Origin of the sequence: Phaeobacter gallaeciensis (assembly GCF_001678945.1) — a bacterium.
In the GTDB taxonomy this organism is placed as follows: domain Bacteria; phylum Pseudomonadota; class Alphaproteobacteria; order Rhodobacterales; family Rhodobacteraceae; genus Phycobacter; species Phycobacter gallaeciensis_A.
Window position 1 is genome coordinate 1613199 of the sequence record NZ_CP015124.1, and the last position, 14256, is coordinate 1627454.

Genomic DNA, 14256 nt, shown 5'->3' on the forward strand with positions numbered 1-14256 from the left:
CGCTATACCGCCTTCAGCTGCGACAGCGTCAGACCGAAATGGCGCTGCAGCGCGCCGTCGATCTCTTCCTCGGCCATCTGATGAGTGATCCCTTTTTGGGTGGGATCGGATTTATTGTCACCATGGATAGTGCGCAGGAAGGATGGCACCGAAATATCCGAATAAAGGCTGTAGTGCCGCGCCAGTTTGCGGTGGTTGAACTTGTAGGGATTCGCGGCGCTTCCAACTGGGGTCACCAGCGCGGTGCCTGCCGACAGGGGCGCCTGTTCGACCGCGTCGAAGACCTCCGGCCCATCCAGCGTCGCCCGCATGTAAAAGCCCCGGTTATAGGCAATGACAAAAGCGCCACCTTCGGGTTGCAGCGGCAGGATCCCAGCCGCCAGACGTTTTGTGCGTGCCACAAAATCAATATCAACCGCGTCATCATCATCCAGACGGAACAGGATGCGGTGACTGCCCTCCCCTGCCGGAATGGAATCGTACCCCAGGCGTAACAGCCGGTAATGATTTCGGGTTCCGACCGGACGGCAATGCAGATTGCGATGCGGCGCAAGCAGCGCCTTCAGCCTTTGCATATAGCGATCAGGCATCGACGCCGCAGTCAACACCACCACATCAAATTCCGGATCGCTTTGCCGAAGCAGCGAAGGCAGGCACAGCTCTTCGAAAACGCGAAAGCGGAGCTCCATCCGGTCCTCGGAAAACAGATGTGCCGCCGTTTCCTCCAGCGTGCTGAAGCGTTCGGAATAATAGGTAGGCGTCAGAACCGAGAACCGGACCAGTCCAACCATCTTCAACTGCTCTGACATTTCCCCTCCACCGGTTGCGCGCACAGAAAACACCGGGGCGCAGCACTTGGGAAGAGGCATTCGCCGGTTGGGGGACGTCAGACAAAAGAAAACCCCCGCGCCATCGGCGCGGGGGCATTCATTTTCAAAAAGTCAGTCGACGGATCAGTCGCGGCTTTCCGGTGTTTCCACCAGATTGTCGAAGTCGCCACCGGACACGTCGTCCTCCATCACCGGAGCGGCCAGGGCAGCTGCGGCCTCGGCTTCTTCGCGGCGCGCTTCCAAAACCACATTGTCGCGGGACTGAGCGATATGGCGCATCTGCTGGGTTGCACCACCGGTACCGGCCGGGATCAGGCGACCAACGATGACGTTTTCCTTCAGGCCAACCAGCTTGTCCTTCTTGCCCTGAACCGAAGCCTCGGTCAGCACGCGGGTGGTCTCCTGGAAGGAGGCCGCCGAGATGAACGAACGGGTCTGCAGCGACGCCTTGGTGATACCAAGCAGGATCGGTGCGCCCTGTGCCGGACGTTTGCCGCGCGACAGTGCCTTCTCGTTGGCAGCGTCGAATTCCTGCTTGTCCACGTGTTCGCCTTTCAGCAGCGTGGTTTCGCCAGAGTCGGAGATCTCCCACTTCTGCAGCATCTGGCGAACGATCACCTCGATGTGCTTGTCGTTGATCTTCACGCCCTGCAGACGATAAACGTCCTGAACTTCGTCGATCATGTAGTTCGCCAGAGCCTCGACACCCATAATTGCAAGGATGTCATGCGGCGCCGGGTTGCCGTCCATGATGTAGTCGCCCTTCTGCACGAAGTCACCTTCCTGCACCGGGATGTGCTTGCCCTTGGGCACCATGTATTCGACGGTTTCCAGGCTCTCATCCGCGGGTTCGATCGAGATACGGCGCTTGTTCTTGTAGTCGCGGCCAAAGCGCACGTAACCATCGATTTCGGCAATGATTGCGTGGTCTTTCGGACGACGGGCTTCGAACAGTTCGGCCACACGCGGCAGACCACCGGTAATGTCCTTGGTCTTGGCGCCTTCACGCGGGATACGCGCAACAACGTCACCGGCCTCGATCTGCTGACCGTCTTCACAGGACAGGATCGCATCAACGGACATCGGGTAGGTAACCGGGTTGCCCAGATCGTTGCGGACCGGCTCGCCGTCAGCATCCACAAGGATGATTTCCGGCTTCAGGTCGTTGCCTTTCGGTGCCGCACGCCAGTCGACCACGATCTTCTGGGTCATGCCGGTGGCTTCGTCGGTCTCGTCGCGGACGGCAAGGCCCGAAACCAGATCGACGTATTTGGCAGTACCCGGCTTTTCCGCGATGATCGGCAGGGTGTAGGGGTCCCATTCGAACAGCTTGTCGCCACGGGCAACGGATTGACCATCGGTGACGAACAGCTTGGAACCATAGCCCAGCTTGTGGCTGGCGCGCTCTTCGCCGTGCTCGTCCTGAATGATCAGCTTCATGTTACGGCCAACCACCAGCGTTTCGCCGTTGGCGTTCTGCAGGATCTGAGCGTTCTCGAAGACGATCTTGCCTTCCTGGCTCGCCTCGAGGAACGACTGCTGACCACCCTGGGCAACACCGCCGATGTGGAAGGTCCGCATCGTCAGCTGTGTACCAGGTTCACCGATCGACTGCGCGGCGATGATGCCGACAGCCTCGCCCGAGTTGACCATGGTACCGCGCGCAAGGTCACGGCCATAGCACATGGCGCAGACGCCCTCTTCGCTTTCGCAGGTCAGAGGCGAACGGATCCGCGTGGAGGCAACACCGGCTTCCTGCACGGCATCCGCCATGCGTTCGTCGATGAGCTGCCCCTGTGCGACGATCACCTCTTCGGTGCCCGGACGTTTGATGTCCTCGGCCGCAACACGGCCCAGCAGACGTTCACCGATGCTGGCAACCACTTCACCGTCGTTGACCGCAGCCTCTGCTGTGATCGCACGCTCGGTACCGCAGTCGCGCTCGCGCACGATGCAGTCCTGCGCCACGTCCACCAGACGACGGGTCAGATAACCTGAGTTCGCCGTTTTCAGAGCGGTATCCGACAGACCCTTACGGGCACCGTGGGTGGAGTTGAAGTACTCCAGAACCGTCAGGCCTTCTTTAAAGTTCGAGATGATCGGGGTCTCGATGATGTCGCCGTTCGGCTTGGCCATCAGGCCGCGCATACCGCCCAGCTGTTTCATCTGAGTAACCGAGCCACGCGCACCGGAGTGGGCCATCATGTAAACCGAGTTCGGCTCCATCACGGCACCGTTCTCGTCCCGCTTGTCGGCGGAGATGGTGCTCATCATCGCCTCGGTGACCTTGTCGTTACACTTCGACCAGGCATCGACAACCTTGTTGTACTTTTCGCCCTGAGTGATCAGGCCGTCCATGTACTGCTGTTCGAAATCTTTCACCTGCTCGCGTGTCTCGTCGACGATGGTCCACTTGCCGTCCGGGATCACCATGTCGTCCTTGCCGAACGAAATGCCTGCCTTGAACGCTTCGCGGAAGCCCATGGTCATGATCTGGTCACAGAAGATCACGGACTCTTTCTGACCGCAGTAACGGTAGACGGTGTCGATGACCTGCTGCACTTCTTTCTTCCGCAGAAGACGGTTGACCAGTTCAAACGGCGCCTTGGCGTTCTTCGGCAACAGTGCGCCCAGACGAACACGGCCCGGGGTGGTCTCAAAACGCTTGAGAACCTCGTTGCCTTCTTCGTCGATCTGGGTGATCCGCGCGGTGATCTTGGTGTGCAGGTGCACTTCGCCGGCGTCCAGAGCGTGCTGAACTTCGTCGATGGTCCCAAAGACCTTGCCTTCGCCCACCATGCCTTCGCGTTCCAGGGTCACATAGTAGAGACCCAAGATCATATCCTGCGAGGGAACGATGATCGGCGCGCCGTTTGCGGGCGACAGAACGTTGTTGGTGGACATCATCAGGACGCGCGCTTCCAGCTGGGCCTCAAGGCTCAGCGGCACGTGCACGGCCATCTGGTCACCGTCGAAGTCCGCGTTGAACGCCGAGCAGACCAGCGGGTGCAGCTGGATAGCCTTACCTTCGATCAGCGTGGGTTCGAAGGCTTGAATACCAAGACGGTGCAGCGTCGGTGCGCGGTTCAGCATCACCGGGTGCTCGCGGATCACCTCGTCGAGGATATCCCAGACTTCGGGGCGTTCTTTTTCCACCAGCTTCTTCGCCTGCTTCACGGTGGAGGACAGACCTTTGGCCTCCAGACGCGAGTAGATGAAGGGCTTGAAGAGTTCGAGCGCCATCTTCTTGGGTAGACCACACTGATGCAGCTTCAGCTCGGGACCTGTCACAATGACCGAACGGCCGGAGAAGTCGACGCGCTTACCCAGAAGGTTCTGACGGAAGCGACCCTGCTTACCTTTCAGCATGTCCGACAGCGACTTCAGCGGGCGCTTGTTGGCGCCGGTGATGACGCGGCCACGGCGGCCGTTGTCAAACAGGGCGTCAACGGATTCCTGCAGCATCCGCTTTTCGTTGCGGACGATGATGTCAGGCGCACGCAGTTCGATCAGACGCTTCAGACGGTTGTTCCGGTTGATCACACGACGGTAAAGGTCGTTAAGGTCGGAGGTCGCGAAACGACCGCCATCCAGCGGAACCAGCGGACGCAGTTCCGGCGGGATGACCGGGATCACGGTCATGATCATCCACTCGGGACGGTTGCCCGACTCGAGGAAGGATTCGACCACTTTCAGACGCTTGATGATCTTCTTGGGCTTCAGTTCGCCGGTGGCTTCGGCCAGTTCGGCGCGCAGCTGCTCGGCTTCGGCTTCCAGATCGATCGCGGCCAGCATTTCACGGATCGCTTCGGCGCCGATATTGGCGGTGAAGGCGTCCATGCCGTACTGGTCCTGGGCGTCCATGTACTCTTCTTCTGTCATCATCTGGCCGTAGGTGAGGTCGGTCAGACCCGGCTCGATGACAACGTAGTTTTCAAAGTACAGCACGCGTTCCAGATCGCGCAGGGTCATGTCCAGCATCAGGCCGATGCGCGAAGGCAGCGACTTCAGGAACCAGATGTGCGCAACCGGCGAGGCCAGTTCGATATGGCCCATACGCTCGCGGCGGACCTTTTGCAGGGTGACTTCCACACCGCATTTTTCGCAGACAACGCCGCGATATTTCATCCGCTTATATTTGCCGCAGAGGCATTCGTAGTCTTTGATCGGACCAAAGATACGGGCGCAGAACAGACCGTCACGCTCGGGCTTGAAGGTCCGGTAGTTGATGGTCTCGGGCTTTTTGATTTCGCCATAGGACCACGACAGGATCCGCTCCGGCGATGCCAGCGACACCTTGATCTCGTCGAAAACCTTCGGCGGGGTCAGCGGGTTGAACGGGTTATTGGTGATTTCCTGGTTCATTTTGATACCTCAAATCTTGCGGAAGGGGGGACGGGAGAAGGGCAAGCGCCCTTACTCCTCAACCTCCGCATCCAGGAGTTCCATATTCAGGCCGAGACCACGGACTTCTTTGACCAGAACGTTGAACGATTCCGGTACGCCCGCCTCGAAGTTGTCTTCGCCCTTGACGATGCTTTCATAGACCTTGGTCCGGCCTGCGACGTCATCCGATTTCACGGTGAGCATCTCCTGCAGGGTGTAGGCGGCGCCGTAAGCTTCCAGAGCCCAGACCTCCATCTCCCCGAAGCGCTGACCACCGAACTGCGCCTTACCACCCAGCGGCTGCTGCGTGACGAGCGAGTACGGACCGGTCGAACGCGCGTGGATCTTGTCGTCGACCAGGTGGTGCAGTTTCAGCAGATACTTGATGCCGACGGTGACCGGGCGGGCAAACTGCTCACCGGTGCGGCCGTCAAACAGGATCGACTGACCGGATTTGTCAAAGCCCGCGCGGACCAGCGCGTCATTGACGTCATCCTCTTTGGCACCGTCGAAGACCGGCGTCGCGATCGGCACACCACGGGCAACATTGTTGGCCGCGTCGATCAGGTCGGCTTCGGACATATCCGCAATGCCTTCGTCATAGACGTCCTGACCATATGCGTGATGCATCGCATCGCGCACCGGAGTCAGATCGCCGGAACGACGGTATTCCTGCAGCGCCTCGTCCACCTTGATGCCGAGACCGCGTGCGGCCCAACCCATGTGGGTTTCAAGGATCTGACCGACGTTCATACGCGACGGAACACCCAGCGGGTTCAGACAGAAATCGACCGGGGTACCATCCGCGAGGAACGGCATGTCCTCCATCGGAACCACTTTCGAAATCACACCTTTGTTGCCGTGACGGCCGGCCATCTTGTCGCCCGGCTGCAGCTTACGCTTCACAGCGATGAAGACCTTGACCATCTTCATCACACCCGGCGGCAGGTCGTCGCCGCGGCGGACCTTCTCGACCTTGTCTTCGAAACGGGCATCCAGAGCGCGCTTTTGCACTTCGTACTGCTCGTTCAGGGCCTCGACGATCTGGGCGTCTTTCTCGTCCTCAAGGGCGAGCATCCACCACTGACCGCGGCTGAGGGAGGCCAGCAGATCCTCGGTGATTTCCGAGCCTGCCTTGATGCCTTTCGGGCCTTTGACAGCGGTTTTGCCAACCAGCATGTCCTTCAGACGGGCATAGATGTTGCGATCCAGGATCGCCATCTCGTCGTCGCGGTCACGGGCGAGACGTTCGACTTCCTCACGCTCGATCTGCAGCGCACGTTCGTCTTTTTCGACACCGTGACGGTTGAAGACGCGGACTTCGACCACGGTACCGTAGTCACCCGGCTTCACACGCAGCGAGGTATCGCGGACGTCCGAGGCTTTCTCACCGAAGATGGCGCGCAGAAGCTTTTCTTCCGGCGTCATCGGGCTTTCGCCCTTCGGCGTGATCTTACCGACCAGAATGTCGCCCGGCTCAACATCCGCACCGATGTAAACGATGCCAGCCTCGTCGAGGTTGCGCAGCGCTTCTTCACCGACGTTCGGGATGTCGCGGGTGATCTCTTCCGGACCCAGCTTGGTGTCACGGGCGGCGACTTCGAATTCCTCGATGTGGATCGAGGTGAAGACGTCGTCACGTGCGATACGCTCGGAGATCAGGATGGAGTCTTCGTAGTTGTAGCCGTTCCAGGGCATGAAGGCGACGACGACGTTTTTACCGAGGGCCAGTTCGCCCATATCGGTCGACGGACCATCGGCGATAACTTCGCCCTTGCGCACTTCCTGACCCACTTTCACCAGAGGACGCTGGTTGATGCAGGTGTTCTGGTTGGAACGCTGGAACTTGCGCATACGGTAGATGTCAACGCCCGCATCGCCCAGCTCCAGATCGGAAGTGGCGCGGATCACGATACGCTGGGCATCGATCTGGTCGATGATACCGCCACGTTTCGCCATGATCGCAGCGCCCGAGTCGCGGGCCACGATTTCCTCGATACCGGTACCGACCAGCGGCGCCTCGGCGCGCAGCAGCGGAACCGCCTGACGTTGCATGTTCGAGCCCATCAGAGCGCGGTTGGCGTCGTCGTTTTCAAGGAACGGGATCAACGAGGCCGCAACCGAGACCAGCTGCTTGGGCGAAACGTCGATCAGGTCAACGTTTTCGCGCGGCGCCAGCGTGTAGTCGCCGGACTGACGGGTCGAAACCAGATCGTTCTGGAACTTGCCTTCATCATCCAGGGTCGCGTTGGCCTGCGCCACGGTGTGACGCATTTCCTCGGTCGCGGACATGTAGTGCACTTCGTCGGTGACCTTGGCGTCCTTGACGACGCGGTAAGGTGTTTCGATGAAGCCATACTTGTTCACGCGGGCAAAGGTCGCCAGCGAGTTGATCAGACCGATGTTCGGGCCTTCCGGCGTTTCAATCGGGCACATCCGGCCATAGTGGGTCGGGTGAACGTCGCGAACCTCAAAGCCTGCGCGCTCGCGGGTCAGACCGCCCGGGCCAAGCGCCGAGAGGCGGCGTTTGTGGGTGACTTCCGACAGTGGGTTGGTCTGGTCCATGAACTGCGACAGCTGCGAGGAGCCGAAGAATTCGCGAACAGCCGCAGCCGCCGGTTTCGCGTTGATCAGATCCTGCGGCATTACCGTGTCGATCTCGACCGAGGACATACGTTCCTTGATCGCGCGCTCCATGCGCAGCAGGCCGACGCGGTACTGGTTTTCCATCAGTTCGCCAACGGAACGGACACGACGGTTGCCAAGGTGGTCGATGTCGTCGATGTCGCCCTTGCCGTCGCGCAGCTCCACCAGAGCCTTGATGCAGGAGACGATGTCTTCCTTGCGCAGGGTCCGCTGGGTGTCTTCGGCGTCCAGTGCCAGGCGCATGTTCATCTTCACACGGCCAACCGCGGAGAGATCGTAACGCTCGGAGTCAAAGAACAGGGTGTCGAACAGAGCCGAAGCCGCTTCGACGGTGGGCGGCTCGCCCGGACGCATCACGCGATAGATATCCATGAGCGCGGTGTCGCGGCCCATGTTCTTATCCATCGCCATGGTGTTGCGCATGTAGGGGCCGACGTTGACGTTATCGATGTCCAGAACCGGAATCTCGGTGACGCCCGCGTCCAACAGTTCCTTGACGGTGCCGCCGATGATCTCGCCGTCCTTGTCGTATTCCAGCGTCAGCTCGTCACCGGCTTCCACATAGATGGCGCCGTTTTCTTCGTTGATCAGATCCTTGGCAACGAATTTGCCGACGATCTGCTCGAAGGGCACCAGAAGTTCGGTGATCGAACCCTCGTCGATCATCTTCTTCACGGCGCGCGGTGTGACTTTCTTGCCCGCTTCGCAGATGATTTCGCCGGTTGCAGCGTCGACCAGGTCATAGGTCGGACGGGTACCACGGACGCGCTCGGGGAAGAACGGCGTGACCCAGCCGCGGCTTTTGTCCAGCTTGAAGGTGACGGTATCGTAATAGGCATCCATGATGCCTTCCTGGTCCAGCCCCAGAGCGTACAGCAGGGTGGTCACAGGCAGCTTGCGGCGACGGTCGATCCGGGCAAAGACGATATCTTTGGCGTCGAATTCGAAATCGAGCCAGGAGCCGCGATACGGGATGATGCGGCAGGCGAACAGCAGTTTACCCGACGAGTGCGTCTTGCCCTTGTCGTGGTCAAAGAACACACCCGGCGAACGGTGCATCTGGCTGACGATCACACGCTCGGTGCCGTTGACGACAAAGGTACCGTTCGGCGTCATCAGGGGCATATCGCCCATGAAGACGTCTTGCTCTTTGATGTCCTTGACCGAACGGGCGCCGGTGTCTTCGTCGACATCGAACACGATCAGACGCAGGGTGACCTTCAGCGGCGCCGAGTAGGTCATGTCGCGTTGCATGCACTCTTCGACGTCGTATTTCGGTTTTTCCAGCGCGTATTTCACGAACTCGAGAACGGAGTTTTCATTGAAATCCTTGATCGGGAAGACAGATTGAAAAACACCGTTGATACCTTCGCCGTCCAGCGGTGCTTCGGCGTCACCCGAGCGAAGGAAAAGATCGTAGGAAGATTTTTGAACCTCAATGAGGTTCGGCATATCCAGCACTTCGCGGATCTTGCCATAATATTTGCGAAGACGTTTCTGGCCAAGGAACGTTTGAGCCATGTCAGATGTCACCTTTCGAATTTCTCACCGGACAAGGATGCCGCCGGGCTTCGGCATCTTGCCCATACGAGATAGAGCGTTCGGATCAATTCATGGCCGCCGTCCCGAATGGCTGCCTCCCGATCCTGTGAACCGCGCCTAAGAAAGAGACCCAATCAAAAGGTCCCTTTCTGAGACAGGTTCGGCTGGACCCGGGTTTCCCCGGATCCAGCCAAATTCTAAGGGAGCGCAGAGCAAGATTTCGCAGGGAAACCGCTGCCCTTATGTCCCGCCAAAGGTGGCTTAGGCCACTTCGACTTCGGCGCCAGCTGCTTCCAGCTTGCCTTTGATGTCTTCGGCTTCGGCTTTGTCGATGCCTTCTTTGATCTTGCCGCCGGCTTCAACCAGTTCCTTGGCTTCTTTCAGGCCCAGGCCGGTGATCGCGCGAACTTCTTTGATCACGTTGATTTTCGAAGCGCCGGCGTTCTTCAGAACGACGTCGAATTCGGTTTTCTCTTCTTCAGCTGCGCCACCGGCGTCGCCACCAGCTGCAACCATCACAGCGCCGCCAGCTGCGGGCTCGATGCCATACTCGTCTTTGAGGATGGTTTTCAGTTCTTGTGCTTCAAGCAGGGTCAGACCAACGATCTCTTCTGCCAGTTTCTTCAGATCAGCCATTTTATCAGCTCTTTCCGTTTGTAAGTATGTGTTTCCAGCGTATGAACATTTGCTCCACGCCGGTCATTCAGTGCCAACCGCTTACGCAGCTTCCGCCTTCTCTTCGATGGTCGAAAGGATGCTTGCGATGTTGCTTGCAGGTGCGCCAACTGCGCCAGCGATGTTGGAAGCGGGTGCGCCAAGCATGCCTGCGATGGTAGCAATAAGCTCCTCGCGGGACGGCATTTTCGACACGGCTTCGACACCGGCACGGTCCAGAGCGTTCTCACCCATTGCGCCGCCGAGGATCTCAAACTTCTTGTTATCCTTGGCGAAGTCCTCGGCCACCTTGGCTGCTGCCACGGGGTCCTCGGAATAGGTCAGTACGGTCATCCCTGTCAGCAGGTCAGACATGCTTTCACACGGCTTACCCTCGAGGGCGATTTTGGCGAGCCTGTTTTTGGCAACACGCACGGCACCGCCCGCGTCACGAGCACGTGCGCGAAGGTCCTGCATCTCGGCAACTGTCAGACCGGTGTAGTGGGCTACGACCACCACGCCAGAGCTTTCGAAGATCTGGCCGAGTTCCTCGACCAATTTCTCTTTCTGGGCTCTATCCACAGTTCTCTCCAGGTTTTGGGGGGCTTACGCTCCCCGGCTCTTTGATGTGCCGAACCAGATGGCCCGGCGTTCAAGTCCGCAATACGGGGTTAGCCAAAGTCGCCCGAGGGTATAGAAACCCTCGATCTATTGGTCTTTCCCGTCTCAGGAGGGAAATTAAGGCCCGATCGAGAGGCCACCCACCATCTTGGACGAAATGAAATAAAGCGCACGACGAATCGCACGCTTTACCTCAAGGCCGTAGTTAAAGCGTTGAGACGTGATTTCCAAGCGGAAATTTGACCCACAGAGCAGTTCGCACTCAGGCCGCCGATCGCCCTGGCAGGGTCAGCACGGAGAGATCCAGCATTCGCGCCAGCGGCGCGGCCGTATCCACCTCTGCTTCTAAACATACACCATGGGCCCGCATGCGCGCCAGCACTTCGGGACGGACCCGGTGCAACCGGTTGTAAAGGGCCAAAAGCGCAGCCTCTCGCGCCGCCTCGGCGTGCCCTGCTGCCTCAATTTCCCGGATGCAATCTCCGACGTATTTGGTGAAGCCGCTGGACGCCAGACGCCAGGCCATCTTGCGGCGCCAGCCCTCATACTCCGGGGCCAGGTAATGCAGCAGGTAAAGCCCGCTAGCGGCCCCCAATACGACTTCAGGCAAGCGCTGACCCTCGGCGTCATGCGCCCAATGCTGGCGCAGATAGATACCCTGCAGCCCAGCCCGGATAAAGGATTTCCCCTGCGGGTGGCCGACAAGCCCCATCCGGCGCGGCCCAAACAGCGGCACATCCTCTCCATAGACATCACGCCGGACCGCTCGTGGCATCGGGGTGCGGAACACGGTTTTCTCAGACCGTTCAAGCGTCGGCACCACTTCGGCGGTTTCAATCCGTAGCGCCTGTGTCTCTGACCCCTGCCCGGCCAGCGCTGCGCGGATATCACCAGCCCCGCCGTTCGCGAATAGAAACTCATCCGCATCGACGGACAGCACCCACCCAGAGGCGATCTGGCGATAGGCCCAGGTCAGCGCCCGGATCTGTCGCTTGGGAAACCGGGCGCGCGCGGCAATGCCGATGCTGCGCCAGAACCCGGTTGTGCAGGGAATGCAGGTGATGGCTGGATGTGGGGAAAGTACAGGGATGGCCGGATCATCGGGATTGTCGAACAGCAGGATCAGACTGCGCGCGCCAAGGTCAAGATACCAGCTGGCAAAACGCAAAGTCTCCTCCAGCGGCTCATTGACCACCGCGATCAGATGCCAGGCATTGCTCCCCTCTGCCATCCGCTGCTCCTCTACGAAACGGCCCACCAAACAAAAAAAGGGCGGCGCCAGCGGCACCGCCCTTCGACATTTATCATGCCAGCTTATTCGCTGACAGCTTTTTCCACGTCGACGGTGACGCCCGGGCCCATGGTCGAAGACAGCGCGATCTTCTTCATGTAAGCGCCCTTGGCACCCGACGGCTTTGCCTTGGCAACAGCCGAAACAAAGGCGCGGACGTTTTCGGCCAGCTTGGCTTCGTCGAAGGAGGCTTTGCCGACACCTGCGTGCACAACGCCGCCTTTTTCCGCCTTGAACTGAACTTCACCGCCTTTGGCTGCTTCCACGGCCGCTTTCACGTCCATGGTCACGGTGCCAACCTTGGGGTTCGGCATCAGGTTGCGCGGGCCGAGGATCTTACCCAGACGGCCGACGACAGGCATCATGTCCGGGGTTGCGATGCAGCGATCAAATTCGATGGTGCCGCCCTGGATGGTTTCCATCAGGTCTTCGGCGCCAACGATGTCCGCACCAGCTTCCTTGGCTTCGTCCGCCTTGGCGCCACGTGCAAAAACAGCAACGCGCATGGATTTGCCGGTGCCGTTGGGCAGGCCGATCACACCACGAACCATCTGGTCGGCGTGACGGGTGTCGACACCCAGGTTCACGGCGATCTCGATGGTTTCGTCGAATTTCGAAGTGGCGTTGGCCTTCACCAGGGCAACAGCTTCTTCGATGGTCAGGTTCTCTTTGCCAGCGAAGGCTTCGCGCGCTGCGCGGGTACGTTTACCGAGCTTTGCCATCTTACTTCACCTCGATGCCCATGGAGCGGGCGGAGCCCAGGATGATCTGCATCGCCGCTTCGATATCGTTGGCGCTCAGATCTTTCATTTTCGCTTCGGCGATTTCCTTCACCTGAGCAGCGGTCACCGTACCAACGGTTTCACGGCTCGGGGTCTTGGCACCGGATTTCACCTTGGCAGCCTTCTTCAGGTAGTAAGACGCGGGCGGCGTCTTGATGTCCATGGTGAAGGACTTGTCCTGATAGTAGGTGATCACGGTCGGGCACGGCGCGCCGGGCTCCATGTCTGCGGTCTTGGCGTTGAACGCCTTGCAGAATTCCATGATGTTGATGCCGCGCTGACCCAGAGCCGGACCAACCGGCGGGGAGGGGTTCGCTTGACCTGCAGGAACCTGCAGTTTCATTGTACCAGCAAGCTTCTTGGCCATCTGGTTTCTCCTTTTCCAACACCCTCGGGACGCGTCCTTCGGGCCTTACTGTTGTGTGGTCTGGTCCGGGTGCCGCGGCCCCCTCGCCTCCCACGATGTACGCGCACCGCACAAACGGCGCGCCAAAATCACATCAGGCCTGTTTGGTGACCTGTGTGAAATCCAGTTCGACCGGGGTTTCCCGGCCAAAGATCGATACGGTGACCTTGAGCTTCTGATGCTCGTCGTCGACCCCTTCGACAGTGCCGTCGAAATCCTCGAACGGGCCGTCGTTGACCTTGACCCGCTCACCGATCTCAAAGGAGATCAGGGTACGCGGTGCTTCTTCGCCTTCCTGAACGCGGTTCAGGATACCGTTCACCTCGGCGTCGCGCATGGGCATCGGACGACCCTGCGGACCAAGGAAACCGGTCACGCGGTTGATCGAGTTGATCAGGTGATAGCCCTGATCGGACATTTCCATGTGCACCAGCACATAGCCCGGCATGAAACGGCGCTCGGTCGAGACTTTCTTGCCTCGACGAACCTCGATCACCTCTTCTGTGGGGACCAGAACTTCGTCGATTTCGTCCTCAAGACCATTTTCGGCAACCGAGGCGCGGATCTGCTCTGCGATTTTCTTTTCGAAGTTCGAAAGAACGCTGACCGAATACCACCGTTTCGCCATGAGCCTGATCGTCCTTGTTTTGCCGGGCGCGCTGCGCCGCCTTCACTTAAATTCGCTATCAGCCTCGGGACTGACCCTTTGGCTGTGCCCTAACAAAAATCGGCGCGCAACACGATTCGCCGCACGCCCATGCCAGAGTTACCGGCTCACCTACCGTCCAAAGGGATCAAGATCAAGAGGTAGGGAGGTATTTCCATGCAAGGAAACCCCTGCTCCGGAATCACCCTGCGGCTGTCAGCCGAACATGCCCAGGATGCCGGTCAGACCGGTGCGGATCAGCAGGTCGACCAGAGCAAAGAACACAGCCGTCAAAGCCGCCATGACAAAGACCATCACGGTGGTCAGCAGCACTTCGCGGCGGGTCGGCCATACGACTTTGCCAACTTCAGCGCGAACTTGCTGGATGAACTGAACGGGATTTGTGGTGGCCATGTGGCTTGGTCTCTCTGCTAGCAGGTTCGCCGGGATTT

General features: G+C 59.3%; 10 protein-coding genes. All 10 read right to left on the reverse strand.

Annotated elements, in window-relative coordinates; translation table 11 throughout:
• Positions 1-2: 2 nt before the first annotated feature.
• Positions 3-809 (reverse strand): glycosyltransferase, encoded by an 807-nt coding sequence (locus JL2886_RS07765; RefSeq protein ID WP_065271484.1) that lies wholly within the window; start codon positions 807-809, stop codon positions 3-5.
• A gap of 144 nt (positions 810-953) precedes the next feature.
• On the reverse strand, positions 954-5195 hold the full coding sequence (gene rpoC, locus JL2886_RS07770) for a DNA-directed RNA polymerase subunit beta' (RefSeq protein ID WP_065271485.1): 4242 nt from the start codon (positions 5193-5195) through the stop codon (positions 954-956).
• A 51-nt stretch (positions 5196-5246) separates the two neighbouring features.
• Positions 5247-9383 (reverse strand): DNA-directed RNA polymerase subunit beta, encoded by a 4137-nt coding sequence (rpoB, locus tag JL2886_RS07775; protein WP_065271486.1) that lies wholly within the window; start codon positions 9381-9383, stop codon positions 5247-5249.
• 282 nt (positions 9384-9665) lie between these two features.
• Positions 9666-10040, reverse strand: a complete 375-nt coding sequence (gene rplL / locus JL2886_RS07780; RefSeq protein WP_065271487.1) for a 50S ribosomal protein L7/L12 — start codon at positions 10038-10040, stop codon at positions 9666-9668.
• A gap of 81 nt (positions 10041-10121) precedes the next feature.
• Positions 10122-10640 carry a 50S ribosomal protein L10 gene (gene rplJ / locus JL2886_RS07785; protein ID WP_065271488.1) on the reverse strand — a complete coding sequence of 173 codons (519 nt, stop codon included), beginning with the start codon at positions 10638-10640 and terminating at the stop codon, positions 10122-10124.
• A gap of 301 nt (positions 10641-10941) precedes the next feature.
• On the reverse strand, positions 10942-11910 hold the full coding sequence (locus tag JL2886_RS07790; RefSeq protein ID WP_065271489.1) for a glycosyltransferase family 2 protein: 969 nt from the start codon (positions 11908-11910) through the stop codon (positions 10942-10944).
• An 83-nt stretch (positions 11911-11993) separates the two neighbouring features.
• Positions 11994-12692 carry a 50S ribosomal protein L1 gene (gene rplA / locus JL2886_RS07795; protein WP_065271490.1) on the reverse strand — a complete coding sequence of 233 codons (699 nt, stop codon included), beginning with the start codon at positions 12690-12692 and terminating at the stop codon, positions 11994-11996.
• Position 12693: 1 nt separating this feature from the next.
• Positions 12694-13119: a 50S ribosomal protein L11 gene (gene rplK / locus JL2886_RS07800; protein ID WP_065271491.1), complete on the reverse strand. Its 426-nt coding sequence runs from the start codon at positions 13117-13119 to the stop codon at positions 12694-12696.
• A gap of 133 nt (positions 13120-13252) precedes the next feature.
• Complete coding sequence (gene nusG / locus JL2886_RS07805; RefSeq protein WP_065271492.1) at positions 13253-13786, reverse strand: transcription termination/antitermination protein NusG; 534 nt, start codon at positions 13784-13786, stop codon at positions 13253-13255.
• Between the two features lie 234 nt (positions 13787-14020).
• A complete protein-coding gene (gene secE, locus JL2886_RS07810) occupies positions 14021-14218 on the reverse strand; it encodes a preprotein translocase subunit SecE (RefSeq protein ID WP_065271493.1) in 198 nt (65 codons plus the stop codon).
• Positions 14219-14256 lie beyond the last annotated feature (38 nt).